Origin of the sequence: Mesorhizobium sp. M1143 (assembly GCF_040318435.1) — a bacterium.
In the GTDB taxonomy this organism is placed as follows: domain Bacteria; phylum Pseudomonadota; class Alphaproteobacteria; order Rhizobiales; family Rhizobiaceae; genus Mesorhizobium.
This window is the reverse complement of sequence record NZ_JAMYMJ010000020.1, coordinates 32,000-47,115: the sequence shown is the minus strand read 5'-3', so window position 1 is coordinate 47,115 and position 15,116 is coordinate 32,000. Positions and strand designations below refer to the sequence as shown.

Below are 15,116 nucleotides of genomic sequence, written 5' to 3'. Positions count from 1 at the left end.
ATGGAGCACGAATAGCGAAACTTCCAGGCAGCCATCACCCTACTACACTAAAAGATGTTCACGACCTTCCCGAACCCCTTAGTTCCGTTTGCCGAGGCAGCCGGCACCTGGCCGAGCCCGATACCCGTCAGCCTGAAGCCAGCCTGACCGGTTGGCTCTTCGGCTGCCGCGCTGAAAGCAACGTCGCGAACTGGTCCACGGCCTGTGCGGCCAGCCCAGGCCCGTTGGATCCAAAAGCTTGCCGTCGGCAAAATCGCTGTCGCTGCCATAGACGACGCTCGGCACCCTCAGCGCCGAATAGAAGCCGAACGGCGGGCGAAGCTGGTGTTCGACCACCAGCGCGTGGCGCTGGCCGCCTCCCGTCGCGCCGATCAGGACTGGGCGATCGACGAGTGCCAGCGGATCGATGAGGTCGAACAGGCCAGCATAGGAACCATTATAGACCGGCGTCGTCACGATCAGCGCGTCGGCTTGTTCGACCGCGGCCACCACATCCAGCGCCTCCGGCGTCGATTCCTTACGCGTGAACGCAGCACCCAGACCGCGGCCGGCATCGACGAGATCGAGGAAATTCACTGTGACCGACAGTTTTTCGCGCAGTGCCTCACCCAGATGATGCGCCAGCCTCCGTGATTTCGACGGCCTATGGGTGTTGCCTGACAACACGACGATGTTCTGGCGCAGCCGTTCGACATGGAAATTCGTGGTCTCTCTCATCTGTGCGAAATGATTGGAGACTCTGACGGGGCCGCCGGCCCCGCCAGTCCACAGCTGACCGTCAGGCGGCGCGCAGAGGCCGCGTCAGCGGGATCGGTGCGGCCGGCTCGGAACGCGGCACACGGCCTTCGACCGGATGGCTCGGATCGTTGAACCCATGCGTCGAGGCATGGCCGGCGGTGACGAGGCGGTCGACAAAGGCCTCGTCCTCGGCGGTCAGCCTGAAGTCCAGCGCCTTGGCGTAGCTGTCCCACTGTTCCTCAGTGCGCGGACCGGCGATCGCCGCCGTGATCAGCCGGTTGTTGAGCACCCAGGCCAGCGCGAAATCGGCGGCCGAGACACCGCGCGACTTTGCGTGCGCCGCGATCTGCCTGGCGATCTCGATCGATTCCGGGCGCCACTCGGTCTCGGCGATACGCTTGTCGCCACGCCCGGCCCTAGTGTCGGCGGCTGGCGCCTGGTTGGGCTCGTATTTGCCGGTCAGCACGCCGCGCGCCAGCGGGCTGTAGGAGACGACACCAAGACCAAAATAGGCTGCCGCCGGCAGTTGCTCGGCCTCGGCGGTGCGGTTGACGATGTTGTAGAGCGGCTGGCTGGCCACCGGCCGGTCGATGCCGAGTTCATCGGCGAGATGCGCGACTTCGGCGATGCGCCAGCCACGGAAGTTCGACACGCCGAAATAGCGCAGCTTGCCCTGGCGGATCAGGTCGGCGATGGCCCGCACCGGCTCCTCCAGCGGCGCATCGAAGACGGCGCGGTGGAAATAGAACAGGTCGATGTAGTCTGTTCCCAGGCGCCTCAGACTGTTCTCGACGGTCTGGATCACCCATTTGCGTGAATGGCCGCCGAGATTGGGACCCTTGTCATGCGAGTTGACGAATTTGGTCGCCACCACCCAATGATCGCGCGTCGCCTTGATGCCGCGGCCAACAACTTCCTCGGACTTGCCATTGTGGTAGACGTCGGCGGTGTCAATGAAATTGACGCCTTGCTCGCGCGCCTTGTCGATGATGCGGTGCGCGACCGTCTCCTCGGTCGGCCCGCCGAACATCATGGTGCCAAGGCTGAGCGGGGAAACCTTCAGGGCGCTGCGGCCGAGATAGCGGTAATCGGACATTGTTTTGCTCCGTTGAACTTTCAGTTGAGGGTTGGTTCGGCGTAGTGGCAAGCGACGTGATGCCCCGCCGCGATCGCCCGGAATGCAGGCTCCTGCGAACGGCAGAGATCCGTCGCCAGCGGGCAGCGCGTGTGGAAACGGCAACCGCTGGGGATGTTCTGCGGGCTCGGCAGATCGCCATGGATCGGCGCTGCCTGACGCCGGCGCACCGGGTCCGGCACGGCGTCCATCAGTGCGCGCGTGTAGGGATGTTTTGGCGAGGTCCACAGCGTCGCATTGTCGGCGCTTTCGACGATGCGTCCGAGATACATGACCAGCACCCGGTCAGCGAAATAGCGGACCACCGACAGATCATGCGAGATGAACAGGTAGGACAGGCCGAGCTGCCGTTTCATGTCGACCAGCAGGTTGAGGATCTGGGCCTGGATCGAAAGGTCGAGTGCCGACACCGGCTCGTCGCAGACGACCAGTTCCGGATTGAGGATCAGTGCCCGGGCGATGCCGATGCGCTGGCGCTGACCGCCGGAAAATTCATGCGGGTAGCGACCGAGCGAATCCCTGGGCAGGCCGACACGCTCGATAATGTCTTCGACGATCTTGCGCCGCTCGGCCTTGTTGCCGATGCCATGGACTTTCAGCGGCGCCGTCAAAATGTCGCCGATCGTGTGACGCGGATTGAGCGACGCGAACGGGTCCTGAAAAATCATCTGGATGTTGCGGCGCGCCGCCTTCAGCCGGCGCGCGTCGAGAACGGTGATGTCGGTGCCGTTGAACTCGATCTTGCCGCTGGTCGGGTCGACCAGCCGCATGATGGTCTTGCCGAGCGTCGATTTTCCGCAGCCGCTTTCGCCGACGAGACCAACCGTCTCGCCGCGCCCGACCTCGATGGAAACGCCGTCGACAGCGCGCAGCGCGCCGCCCTGGGCGTGGAAATGCGTGGAGAGGTCAGAGACCGAGAGCAACGCCATGCGCAACCTCCGGAATGAAGCTGTAGGGGCAGGCAACGAGACGATCCTCGCTCACCTCGACGAGATCGGGCACGAAATGGGCACAGCTGTCGCGCGCCACCGCGCAGCGCGGCCGGAAAGGGCAGCCCTTCTCGCCGGCGGCAGAGACGATGCTGCCGGGAATCTCCGTCAGCCTGGCGTCACGGTAGTGGAGATTGGTCTTCAGCCGCGGCGACGCCGCCAGCAGGCCGCGCGTATAGGGGTGAAGCGGTGTTTTGAACAGCGCGCCGGGCAGCGCCTGCTCGACCTGGCGGCCGGCATACATGACGACGACCTTGTCGGCCCATTGCGCGACGACGCCGAGATCATGGGTGATGAGCACGACGGCCATCGACAGTTCGCGGCGCAGCGTATCGAGGAGGTCGAGCACCTGCGCCTGGATGGTCACGTCGAGCGCCGTCGTCGGTTCGTCGGCAATCAGCAGGCGCGGCCTGCAGGCAACGGCAATGGCAATCATGACGCGCTGGCGCATGCCGCCGGAAAGCTGGTGGGGATAGTCGTCGATGCGCCGCTGCGGATCGGGAATCCGCACCAGGTTGAGAAGCTCGATGGCACGGTTCCGCGCGGCCTGTCCGCGTATGCCTTCGTGCAGCGTCAGCACCTCGGTGATCTGCCGGCCGATGGTCAGCACCGGATTGAGCGAAGTCATCGGCTCCTGGAAGATCATGGCGATCTCGCGCCCGCGCAAATTGCGCATCGCCTTCTGGTCGAGGTCGAGCAGGTCCCTGCCGGCGAATTCGATCCTGCCATTGGGGATTTTCGCCGAGCGCGGCAGAAGCTGCATCAGGGCAAGTGCGGTCAGCGACTTGCCGGAGCCCGATTCACCGACGATCGCCAGCGTCTCGCCTTCGCCAACCTCGAAGCTCAGCCGGCTGACCGGCTCGGTGGTCGGGAAACGAACCGTAAGATTGTCGACCCTGAGCAAGGCAGCCATCTCTAGCGCTCCTGCGAGAAGCGCGGATTGAGCGCGTCGTTGAGGCCATCGCCGATCAGGTTCAGCGCCAGCACGGTGAAGACGATCGCAAGCCCCGGCAGTGCTGTCAGATACCAGGCGGTGCGGATCAACTCCCTGCCCGCTCCTATCATCGAACCCCAACTGACGACATTGGGATCGCCGAGGCCCATGAAGGACAGCGCCGATTCCATCAGGATTGCGGTTGCCACCATCACCGACGAGGTCACGATCAAAGGCGGCAGCGCGTTTGGCAATATCTCCCGAAAGATGATGCGGGCATGGCCATAGCCGAGGCTGCGCGCGGCCATGACGAAATCCTTTTCGCGAATGGCGCGGAATTCGGCGCGGGTCAGCCGCGCCACCGTCGGCCAGGTGATGACGGCGATCGCCACCGTCACGACAAGCGCCGTCGGTTGCGCGATCGCCACCATGACGACCAGAAGCACGAAGCTCGGTATGGTCTGAAAGATCTCGATCAGACGCACCAGCACGTCATCGATCCAGCCGCCGAAATAGCCGGCGGTGGCGCCGACAAGGATGCCGAAGCTCAGGCCAAGTGCTGTCGCCACCAGGCCGACGAACAGCGAAATCCGCGCACCGTGCAGAATGCCGGAAAGCACGTCGCGGCCCATGGAATCGGTGCCCAGCGGAAAGCCAGGATTCTGCCCCGGCCAAAGGAAGGGCCGCGCCACCATCGACAGCGGATCGGCCGGATAAAGGACGGGCGCCAGCAATGCTGCGAGCACGACCAGCGACAGGAACACCACGCCGAACATGGCGTTGGGATTGCGCAGGAAAATCCTCAGCGCCCGGCCGCCGGCTGCAATCGGTACCGACGCCGCAGAGGCGGGGCGCGCGTCGGGCGCGTGAAGATTGCTCCAGCTCTTCGCCTCGGGTTCAGCCGGTGCCGCAGGCTCGCGAGCCTCGGCATAGGCGCGGCGGGTGCGGGCGTCGCCCGCGACGAAATCGGTGGAAGCCATTCAGCGCACTCCGATGCGGGGATCGAGCCAGGCGTGCAGCAGATCGACCGTCGCATTGGCGACGATGACCAGCAGCGACGACAGCAGCAGGATGCCGAGCAGCACCGTGAAATCGCGGCCCATGACCGCCTCGAAGGCGAGGCGCCCGAGGCCGGGCCAGGAATAGACGGTCTCGACAACCACGGCGCCGCCGAGCATGCCGCCGACATGCATGCCGGCCATGGTGGTGATGGGGATCAGCGCGTTGCGCAGGACATGGCGGATGGTGATGATGGTCGGCGACAGGCCCTTGGCGGCGGCGGTTCGCACGTAGTCCTGCGACTGGACTTCCAGCATCGCCGCCCGCGTCAGCCGCGCATAGATCGCCACGTAGAACAGCGCCAGCGACAGCGCCGGCAAGATCATGTAGCGCACCTTGTCCCACACGCCGGCAAGGCCGGTCAGGTTGCTGCCTATGGTTCCCGAACCGCCGCTCGGCAGCCAGCCGAGCTTGACCGAGAACAGCACGATCAGCATCAACCCGATCCAGAAGCCCGGGATCGAATAGAACAGCAGCGAAACGACCGAAAGCAGACGATCCGGCAGGTGTCCCGAAAACACCGCCATCAACGATCCGAGGACGAGACCAAGTGCGATGGCGATGGTCAGCGCCACCGCCATCAGCAACAGTGTGCCCGGCAGCCGCTGGCCGATCAGGTCGGCGACCGGCATGCCGTAGCGCGGCGAAAAGCCGAGGCTGAAATGCGCCAGGTTGTAGAGATAGTTGAACAGCTGGACGAGCAGCGGATTGTCGAGCCCGAAGCGCTCGCGCAGCGCAGCCATGGTTTCCACCGTGGCCGAACCGGCCTCGCCGGCCATGACGTCGGCGGCGTCGCCGGGCGCAAGCTGCAGCAGGAAGAAGTTCAGGATGACGATGCCCAGAACGGTTGGCACCGCCTGGATGGCCGTGCGCCGGAAGGTTCTGCCAATGCGCGTCAGGGTCGACATCGTTTTCGCTATCCCGGCTGTGGCTGACGATGCGGGTTTGCTGTTTCCCGGAAGTTCCGTGCTTTTTAGTTGACAAGATTTATAGACATTGTCAAACCTGATTTAAGAAATTTTGTTCTGCAAATGGCAGCATTGCAGAATAGAATTTCATTTCATGCTACAAAAATAGCCATTTGAAGTATGAAATCTTACGTGCGGGAGCGGATCGGCCAAATCTTTTCACAAACGGCCCCGCTCTTGGAACGACGGATTTTTCACCCGGCGGCCGACAACCGGTCGATCGGGGTCGGCAGCAAAAAAGGACCAGGGCGCGATGTCTCATTTCCTCATTCCGAACCGCCGCAGGTTCCTCGGCCTTTCGGCGACAGTGCTCGGAGCCACCCTGTTGCCCGCATCGCGCAGTGCCTACGCAGCCGAGCCGAAACAGGGTGGGACGGCGACGCTGCTGCTCTCGGCCGACCCGCCGGTGCTGACGACGATCGCCCACACCGCATTCAATTCGGTCTACGTCTCGGCAAAGACCACCGAGGGCCTGCTGACCTATGATTTCGATCTCACGCCGCGGCCATCGCTGGCCAGGCAGTGGTCGGTCAGCGACGATGGCCTGCAATACACATTCAAGCTGCGCGAAGGCGTGAAGTGGCATGACGGCCAGCCATTCACCGCTGCCGACGTCGCCTATTCGATCGCCACGATCAAGGAGGTTCATCCGCGCGGCCGCAACACCTTCCTCAACCTTGTCGATATCCAGACGCCGGATCCGCTGACCGTGACGCTGGTTCTGTCGAAGCCGGCACCTTACCTGATCACGGCGCTGGCCGCGGCCGAAACGCCGATCGTGCCGAAGCATCTTTATGACGGCAGCAAGGCCGCCGAGAATCCGGTCAACACGGCTCCGATCGGCACCGGCCCATTCGTCTTCAAGGAATGGGTCCGTGGCAGCCACATCGTCTACGAACGCAACCCCGGCTATTGGGATGCACCGCGCCCCTATCTCGACCGGCTGATCGTGCGTTTCATTCCGGACGCCTCGGGACGCGCACTGGCGCTCGAGACCGGCGAGATCGACCTGGCGCCGGCAACGCCGATCCCGTACAGCGATTTGCAGCGCTTCGAAACGCTGCCGCATATCGGCTTCGAGAAGCAGGGTTACCAGTATTCCAACGGCATCAGCCGGGTCGAGTTCAACCTGGAGAAACCCTATTTCCAGGATGTTCGCGTCCGCCGCGCCTTCGCCCATGTCATCGACCGCGACATCATCCGCGACACCATCAACTACGGCTATGGCGCGACCATTCCGGGCCCGATCAATCCCAATCTGAAGAAGTGGTTCGTCGCCGACCTGAAGACCTATCCGGTCGACATTGCTGCCGCTGAGAAACTGCTCGACCAGGCAGGCTTGCCGCGCGGTGCCGACGGCGTCCGGCTCAAGCTTGTCCACGATTATGTTCCGAGCGGTGAGACCTACAAGCGTGGCGCTGAATACATCAAGCAGGCGCTGTCCGCGGTCGGGATCGCGGTCACCGTGCGCAGCCAGGATTTCGCCACCTACACCAAGCGCATCTACACCGACCGCGATTTCGACTTCACCTTTAACGGCATGAGCAATCTGTTCGACCCGACGGTCGGCGTGCAGCGCCTCTACTGGTCGAAGAATTTCAAGCCGGGCGTGCCGTTCTCGAATGGCTCGAAATACAGCAACCCCAAGGTCGATGAACTTCTTGAAGCGGCCGCTGTCGAGGTCGACCACGAAAAGCGCTTCGAGCAATGGGCCGCGATCCAGCAGATCCTGGTCGAGGACCTGCCCGACATCGGCATCGTCAGCCAGCCGGAAATCACCCTCTACAACAAGCGCATCGCCGACCACACGGTGGGCGCCGAGGGCAATGCCGGCTCCCTCGCAACAGCCCACATCGTCGCCTGATCCGCCAAACCCGTGCGCGGTCTTCACGCACGGGTTCCCTGCCTCCATCCGAGAAAGTTCGCCATGACGCTCGCCCATAAGCCTGGTTCCATCGTCGGCACGCCCTTCTTCAGGGCGCCCACCGATTATCCCGACAGCCCGCTGTCGAAAGCGCTTCAGCAGCCGGTGCTGCTCGGGCTGTTCCTGCCGATCCAGGCCGGTGGTTGGACCAACTCGACCCTGGAGCGTTCGACCGACTGGCGCTTCGACTACAATCGCGACCTGACGCTCAGGGCGGAAGAGCTTGGCTTCGACCTTGTCTTTGCCCTCAGCCAATGGCTGCCCAAGGGTGGTTATGGCGGTGTCTTCAACGGCCAGGCGCTTGACAGTTTCGTGTCCATCGCAGCCATGGCCGCGATCACCAAGAGGATCATGCTGATCTCGACCATGCATGTTCTCTACGGCCCGTGGCATCCGCTGCATCTGGCGAAATTCGGCGCTACTCTCGACCACATCTCCGGCGGCCGCTGGGGCATCAATGTGGTCACCGGCCATCGCGCCGTCGAACACGAGATGTTCGGCTGGAACCGCATCGAGCATGACCGCCGCTACGAACTCGCCGCCGAGTTTGTCGAAGTGCTGCAGCGGCTGTGGCAGGACGACGAGAATTTCTCCTTCTCCGGAGAATCGAGCTGGAAGCTCAACGGCGGCTTTGTCACGCCGAAGCCGAATTACGGCCGGCCGATCCTGGTCAACGCCACCGGCTCCGACGCCGGCATTTCCTTTGCCGGCCGTTACTCCGACATCGTCTTCGTCACCAGCCCGGCCGGCTCAGACATAGCCAGCGCGCTGGAGGCGCTGCCGGCGCATACCAAGAAGGTAAAGGACGCGGCCCTCGGTGTCGGCCGCACCGTGCGCACGCTGCTCAACCCGCTGGTCATCAGCCGTCCGACCGAGAAGGAAGCCTGGGCGGTCGCCGACCAGATCGTCGCCCATGCCGACAGCCGCACGCCGAAAGGCTTCCAGACCTTCAACAGCGACGCCCAGGCCTGGAAAGGTCGAGAAGGCCGTGACGATCCCTACGCCAAGGTCGGCGGCAACATCTATCTCATCGGCACGCCCGAGCAGATCGTCGACCAGTTCGTCAAGCTCAAGGACGCCGGCATCGACGGACTGCAACTGTCCTTCTTCGACTTCAAGCCGGATCTCGAATTCTTCGGCGAGAACATCCTGCCGCTGATGAAGCAGGCCGGCCTGCGCAACGTCTGAGGAGCAATCATGACCACGACTGCGATCTCCGAAATCTGGTACACACGCTGCCCGGTGCCGACGCCTGTCGGACTTGCGGCACAACTCGGGCTTCTCGACGAAACCTTCCGCAAGGAAGGGATCGAATTGAAGTCGATCATCGACTCGCCCAACCGCGATATCCGCCAAAGCCATTTCAACCACACGCTCGACTGGTCGTTCCGCCACGGCGGCAACGTGCCGCCGATCCGTGCCCGTTCCGAAGGGCGCAAGACGCGTCTCGTCGGCATCACCTGGACCGACGAGTTCCAGGCCATCATCGCCTTGCCCGGCTCCGGCATCAAAACGACCAGAGACCTGAAAGGCCGCCGCTTCGGCATCGCCCGGCGTCCCGAAGGCATCGTCGACTTCATGCGGGCGACGGCGCTGAAGGGCCTGGTATCGGCGCTGTCGCTCGAGGGCCTCAGCCATGCCGACGTCGAGATCGTCGACATCGCGCTGACCGACAGTGTGCTCGACAGCCAGGAAGGGCCATCGTTGTTCGGCCTCAAGCGCAAGCAGGCCTATGGCGAGGAGGCAGCAGCCCTGATCCGTGGCGACGTCGACGCCATCTATGTCAAGGGCACGGCCGGCATCAATGTCGCCAATCTGATCGGCGCCATCCAGGTCGCCGAATTCGGCTTCCACCCGGAGCCCAATATCCGCATCAATTCCGGTTCGCCGCGCGTGCTGACCGTCGACGATTTGCTGGCAAAAGAACGCCCCGAACTGATCGCTCGGCTGATCGAGACGATCCTGCGCGCCAGCGCCTGGGCCGAGGCGCATCCCGACGAGACGCGGCGCTTCGTTGCCCGCGAATCCGGCGCCACCGAAGAGCAGGTGCTGGCGGCCAACGGTCCGGATGTCCACAAACATCTCGGCCTCGGGCTGCAGCCCGAGCTCATCGCGGCGGTTTCCCACTACAAGGATTTCCTGTGCGACTGGGGTTTTCTCGCCAGCGATTTCGACGTCGAGAAATGGGTCGATCGCCGGCCACTCGATCTGGTGACCATTCGCGCCGCCGCCTGAGAGGAAGCCAGCTTCATGACCTCGACCATTCCCGAGTTTCCACAACTCCTCGACACGGCAGCCGGCCTTGCCAACGACTTCGCGATGACCGCCGCGCATCACGACGCGACCGGGGATTTTCCGTTCGCCAATTTCGACCGGCTTCACCAGGCCGGGCTGCTTGGCCTGGTGACGGCGCGCGAGCATGGGGGCCTCGGTGGCGGGCTGGTGGAAGCCCAGGCAGTGATCGCCGAGATCGGCCGTGGCGAGCCGTCGACGGCGCTGGTGCTGGCCATGCATTACAACAGCCAGTACGCGCTGCGGAAATCCGGCAAATGGCCGCGCCATCTGGTGCAGCGGATTGTCGAGGCCGGCCGCCTCGGCCCTGCTTTGATCAACGCCGCGCAGGCCGAGCCGGGGATCGGCTCGCCCGCTCATGGCAAGCCGCCCGAAACCATTGCCCGGCGCGACGGCAATGTCTGGCGGATATCCGGCCACAAGAATTACGTCACCGGCATTCCCATTCTGAAATGGGTGAACTTGCTGGCGCTGACCGACGAGCCGCAACCGCGCCTCGCCTCGTTCCTGGTGCCGACCAATGCGCCGGGATTGCGCGTCGAAAAGACATGGAATGCCGCCGGCATGCGGGCCACCGCCAGCGACGATGTCATCCTCGACAATGTCGTGGTGCCTGCCGAAGACATTACCGAGGCACAGCCGGCGTCTGAACCGCTGAGGCGTGAAGAAGGGCCGACAGCGTTCTTCTTTTCGCTGATCGGCGCTGTCTACCATGGTGCGGCCCGCGCGGCCCGTGACCGGCTGGCCTCCTTCGTCACCACGCACGCGCCGGCGAGCCTCGGCGCGCCGCTATCGACGGTGCCGCACATCCAGGCGGGGCTGGGCGACATCGAGGTTCGGCTTGCGACCAGCACGCGGCTGCTGCGTTCGCTCGCCGAAGATGTCGATGCCGGCCGACCGGTCGGCACCGACGGCATGACGGTCAGGCATGTCGTCATCGACAATGCCGTTGCCGTCACCTCGCTGGCGCTGGAGCTTGCCGGCAATCCCGGCCTCAACAGAGACTTCCAGCTCGAGCGCCACCATCGCGATACGCTGACCGCGCGCTCGCATGCACCACAGAACCACATGATCCGCACGATCGCCGCCAAAGCGGCGCTCAGCCGCCACGCTGCCCCTCAGGTAGCCGAGCCGCCGGCTGTTGCTGTCAAACCCAGGCTCAAGGCGGTCGGGTGAGCGGCGTCATGGCATCCGAACATGTCGACGTCGCCATCGTCGGTGGAGGCCCTGGCGGCCTGACACTGGCGCAGGGCCTGAAGAAGAACGGCATCGGCGTCGCCGTCTTCGAGAAGGATCGCGCCCGCACCGACTATGTCCAGGGTTTCCGCCTGCGCATCCGCCAGCGCGGCATCGATTCGCTGATCGCCAATCTGCCGCCGGAACTCTACGAAGCCTTTGTCGCCACGCTCGGCCAGGCGCCGGACCGCAACATCCTGCTCGACGAGAATTTCGAAACCTTGGGCGAGGATGCCTGGGGTGGCGGCAATGCGCAGGGCGAGGTTGACGACACGCATATCGAAAAGTCGGTGAGCCGCATCACGCTGCGCCAGGTGCTGCTGTCCGGCCTCGACGGTGTCGTGCGCCATGGCAAGGTCTTTTCACGCTACGAGGAGCAGCCGGACGGTTCGGTAACAGCGCATTTCGAGGACGGCTCGACAATCCATGCCGATGTGCTGGTCGGCGCCGACGGCGCCCGCTCGCGCGTGCGCCAGCAGTTGGTGCCGCATGCGCGAAGCTTCGACACCGGCGTCAGGCGCTTGGCCGGCAAGATGACGCTGCATGCCGCAGCCCTTCACCAGATCTCGCCGCTGCTGCTCGACTACAATGCCGGCATCCGGCCGTCGGAAGGTCACGGGCTGATGGTCACCAGCCATCGCGTCAATGTCGAGGCCTATCGTAGATATGGGCTGATCGGGCTGGACGACGACACCCACAAGGACATTGCCGGTTTCCATTTCAACAACACCACCAGCTATGTCTGGTGGAACACCGCATACGAAAAGGGCGAGCTGGCCACGGATGAAATGCTGGCAAAGCTCTCCGGTGCCGACCTGCTCGACCTGCTGGTTTCGAAGATCGGCCACTGGCATCCGGAGATCCTCAACCTCATCCGCCACACCGATCCGTCGACAGTGGCGCTGCTGCATGTCCACAGCTCCGAGCCTGTCGATCCATGGCCGACGAAACGGGTCACGCTGCTTGGCGACGCCATCCACGCCATGACCTATTTCCGCGCGCTCGGCGGCAACACCGCGATCTACGACGCCGGCTTGCTGGTGCCCGAACTCGTGGCCGCCAAACGCGGCGACAAGCCGCTTCTCCAGGCACTGTCGCACTACGAGGCCAGATTGCTGGAGCACGGCGCCAAAGCCGTGCGTTCTTCGCTGACGGCGATGCAGAAGAACGTGCTCTCAGGCCGCCGCCGTCAACAGGAAGCCGCCGAATAGCAGCCCGAAAAATCGCCTGACAGTGCTCCTACCTTACGCCGCTTCCACCAGGCTCGCCGACTGGAAGTCGTGCAAGAGGATGGCGATCTCGAAGCCGCGCCGCTGCAGCCAGTGCGCCGTCGTCGCCGCGCGGACGCCAACCACACCGCCCATCCCCCCGCGGGGGGCGCCGCGCACGGCGATGGTGCGATAGGCGACCCCGAGCAACTGCCCACCCTCCGACGTGATCGACCCCGGAATATGCGCTTCGGCGAACTCTTCCGGCGTACGCACGTCAAGCAGGTAGGTTGTCCGCTTGTCGTCCCTCGCCCAGGCTGCGGCCGTCGCCGCATCGATGCGCGGAAAACCGTCGCCCTCGGCAAGCTTTGCGATGTGCTCCCCGGCGAAACGCTTGGCGTCCTCGCTGGCCGGACCATAGGCAGCGGTCCTGCCGGTTTCCAGCTCGAGGCCGGCCTCGCGCCACGCCTTGGTGCCGTCGTGCAGATAGGCGCCCGTGTTGGGCACGCCGGCCTCGATCCGCGGCTGCGCGCCGATGATGGCGCGCGGCAGGCCGGCGCAGGAGACGACCACCTGCGTCTCCGGCGACGGCACCAGGTCGGCGAAGCGCAGCACCAGTTCGGCGCCCGGCACGCTGATGGCGCCCGGCACATGGTCCTTGTCGAACTCCGCCACCGTTCGACTGTCGAGGATCACCACGTCGGCGCCCTGGCCTTTGAGCGCTTCAAGTTCGTCTACGGTGATGACCGGCGTTCCCTTCTCGTCGCGGATCGCCAGCGAAAAATCGACGCCCGGCGTGTCGAAGGTCGGCAAGCCGTCCACGCCGCCTTTCGTCCATTCAGGAATTCCACCGGCCAGTGCGAAAAGCTGGCTGCGACCATGCCCGGACAACCGTTCGACAAGTTGCTCGGCAACGCAGCTGCCGTCATCGGCCAGCACGGTGCGCACCGATTTGCGCGGGATGAAGCGGTCGATCTCCGCTTCGACGTGATCCGCCGGCAGATTGGTGGCAAACAGCGGCGACGCGTATCCGACTGCCGCTCTGTCCCGGATATCCAGCACCGCCAGTTCCTCGCCATCGGCCAGCCATTGGCGAAAAATTTTCCAATCGATCGTGCTCGCGCTCATGAGGCCTTCCTCTGCTGATGTTCGGCAACGCCACGGACCGGACGCGCAAGGCCGAGATTCTCGCGCAGCGTGCTGCCTTCGTAAGCGGTGCGGAACAGGCCGCGCCGCTGCAGCTCCGGGATGACGAGATCGACGAAATCGGTGAGGCCCGTTGGCAGGATCGGCGGCATGACGTTGAAGCCGTCCGCCGCACCGCCGGTGAACCACTCTTCCATCATGTCGGCGACATCTTTTGGCGTGCCGACGATCTGGAAATGGCCGCGCGCGCCGGCAACGGCGAGATATAATTGCCGGATCGTCAGGTTCCGGCTCGCGGCCAATTCGGAAACGACTTTCAGGCGGCTCTTCACCGCATCGGAACTGCCGAGTTCCGGCAACGGCCCGTCGAGCGGATGGCCGGAAAGATCGACGCCACCGAGCAGTCCGGAAACCAGCGCCACGCCGACCACCGGATCGACCAGCCGTTGGATGGCGTCGAACTTGTCTTCGGCTTCCGCGCGCGTCGGCGCAACGACCGGGAAGACGCCGGGCATGATCTTCAAGCTGTCGGCGGAGCGGCCGAACGACCCCAGCCGGCCCTTCAGCTCGCTGTAGAAACCCCGCGCCGAGTCGATGGTCGGATGAGCGGTGAAGACCACCTCCGCCGTGCGCGCCGCAAAATGCTGGCCAGCATCGGACGAACCGGCCTGGACGATGACGGGGTGGCCCTGCGGCGGGCGGGCGACGTTGAGCGGGCCTTTGACGCGGAAATGCCGGCCGACATGGTCAGGCGCATGGATGCCATGCCGGTCGATGGCGATCCCCGAAACCTTGTCGGCGACGAAGGCATCGTCGTCCCAGCTGTCCCACAGCTTCTGCGCCACGGCGACGAACTCCTGGGCGCGGTCGTAGCGGTCGGCATGAACGGGATGCTGGTCGCGGCTGAAATTCGCCGCCGCCGGAGCGTCGGCCGAGGTGACGACGTTCCAGCCTGTCCTGCCGCCGCTCAGATGGTCGATCGAGGCAAACAGCCGCGCCAGGTGGAACGGCTCCCAATAGGTGGTCGAGGCGGTTGCCACCAGCCCAATCCTCCGCGTGATGGTCGAGAGCGCCGACAACAGCGTCAGCGGCTCGAAATGCACGACATGGCCGGTGCGTTCGAAAGTCTCGATCGGCTGCTCGCCATTGCGCGCGCTGAGGCTGTCGGCAAGAAACACCATGTCGAACAGGCCGCGCTCGGCGGAGCGCGCGGCGTCTGCATAGTGCTGGAAGCTCAGGCCAGGATTGGCCGGCACATCGGGATGGCGCCAAGCGGCGACATGATGGCCAGGCCCTCGGACAAAGGCGCCAAGCCTCATCTTTCGATCTTCAGTCATGGTCGGCTCTCGTGGCGTTCTCAGGCTGGTCGCGCTATGGTTTTCATCTCTAGCGCCTGCCAACCCCACTGCGCGAAAGAATGCCTTTCGCCGACTGGCAATTATTGTTTTTTGACATCGGGTTGGGGCACAGCACGATGGTCGCCGCCG

The 15,116-nt window shown here is 64.3% G+C and carries 13 protein-coding genes; 5 read left to right on the top strand and 8 right to left on the bottom strand.

Annotated elements, in window-relative coordinates; translation table 11 throughout:
* Positions 1–78: 78 nt before the first annotated feature.
* From NKH35_RS15845 to NKH35_RS15820, 6 genes are all read right to left on the bottom strand, one after another.
* Complete coding sequence (locus tag NKH35_RS15845) at positions 79–717, bottom strand: NAD(P)H-dependent oxidoreductase (protein WP_023670877.1); 639 nt, start codon at positions 715–717, stop codon at positions 79–81.
* 61 nt (positions 718–778) lie between these two features.
* The gene (locus tag NKH35_RS15840; protein WP_023670876.1) at positions 779–1,834 is read right to left on the bottom strand and encodes an aldo/keto reductase; all 1,056 of its coding nucleotides are present in this window, start codon (positions 1,832–1,834) and stop codon (positions 779–781) included.
* A 20-nt stretch (positions 1,835–1,854) separates the two neighbouring features.
* Positions 1,855–2,802 (bottom strand): ABC transporter ATP-binding protein, encoded by a 948-nt coding sequence (locus NKH35_RS15835; protein ID WP_352915295.1) that lies wholly within the window; start codon positions 2,800–2,802, stop codon positions 1,855–1,857.
* A complete protein-coding gene (locus NKH35_RS15830) occupies positions 2,780–3,775 on the bottom strand; it encodes an ABC transporter ATP-binding protein (RefSeq protein ID WP_352915292.1) in 996 nt (331 codons plus the stop codon). The genes NKH35_RS15835 and NKH35_RS15830 overlap by 23 nt, the downstream gene beginning before the upstream one ends.
* 2 nt (positions 3,776–3,777) lie before the next feature.
* Complete coding sequence (locus tag NKH35_RS15825; protein WP_352915289.1) at positions 3,778–4,776, bottom strand: ABC transporter permease; 999 nt, start codon at positions 4,774–4,776, stop codon at positions 3,778–3,780.
* On the bottom strand, positions 4,777–5,763 hold the full coding sequence (locus NKH35_RS15820) for an ABC transporter permease (RefSeq protein ID WP_023733268.1): 987 nt from the start codon (positions 5,761–5,763) through the stop codon (positions 4,777–4,779).
* A gap of 313 nt (positions 5,764–6,076) precedes the next feature.
* On the opposite strand from NKH35_RS15820, the gene NKH35_RS15815 reads away from it, so the two are divergent.
* The 5 genes from NKH35_RS15815 (at position 6,077) to NKH35_RS15795 (ending at position 12,486) form a co-directional block, all read left to right on the top strand.
* The gene (locus NKH35_RS15815; protein WP_352915286.1) at positions 6,077–7,687 is read left to right on the top strand and encodes an ABC transporter substrate-binding protein; all 1,611 of its coding nucleotides are present in this window, start codon (positions 6,077–6,079) and stop codon (positions 7,685–7,687) included.
* 63 nt (positions 7,688–7,750) lie between these two features.
* Positions 7,751–8,935, top strand: coding sequence for an LLM class flavin-dependent oxidoreductase (locus tag NKH35_RS15810; protein ID WP_023670870.1), 1,185 nt, complete (start codon positions 7,751–7,753; stop codon positions 8,933–8,935).
* A 9-nt stretch (positions 8,936–8,944) separates the two neighbouring features.
* Positions 8,945–9,982: an ABC transporter substrate-binding protein gene (locus tag NKH35_RS15805; RefSeq protein ID WP_023701127.1), complete on the top strand. Its 1,038-nt coding sequence runs from the start codon at positions 8,945–8,947 to the stop codon at positions 9,980–9,982.
* A 15-nt stretch (positions 9,983–9,997) separates the two neighbouring features.
* Positions 9,998–11,215 (top strand): acyl-CoA dehydrogenase family protein, encoded by a 1,218-nt coding sequence (locus NKH35_RS15800; protein WP_023670868.1) that lies wholly within the window; start codon positions 9,998–10,000, stop codon positions 11,213–11,215.
* 8 nt (positions 11,216–11,223) lie between these two features.
* A complete protein-coding gene (locus NKH35_RS15795) occupies positions 11,224–12,486 on the top strand; it encodes an FAD-dependent oxidoreductase (RefSeq protein ID WP_352915284.1) in 1,263 nt (420 codons plus the stop codon).
* A gap of 33 nt (positions 12,487–12,519) precedes the next feature.
* Here the strand turns inward: NKH35_RS15795 and NKH35_RS15790 are convergent, their stop codons facing one another.
* Together NKH35_RS15790 and NKH35_RS15785 are read right to left on the bottom strand one after the other, a co-directional pair.
* Positions 12,520–13,611 carry a rhodanese-like domain-containing protein gene (locus NKH35_RS15790; RefSeq protein ID WP_352915281.1) on the bottom strand — a complete coding sequence of 364 codons (1,092 nt, stop codon included), beginning with the start codon at positions 13,609–13,611 and terminating at the stop codon, positions 12,520–12,522.
* Positions 13,608–14,966: an LLM class flavin-dependent oxidoreductase gene (locus tag NKH35_RS15785; RefSeq protein WP_352915278.1), complete on the bottom strand. Its 1,359-nt coding sequence runs from the start codon at positions 14,964–14,966 to the stop codon at positions 13,608–13,610. The genes NKH35_RS15790 and NKH35_RS15785 overlap by 4 nt, the downstream gene beginning before the upstream one ends.
* Between the last annotated feature and the right edge of the window lie 150 nt (positions 14,967–15,116).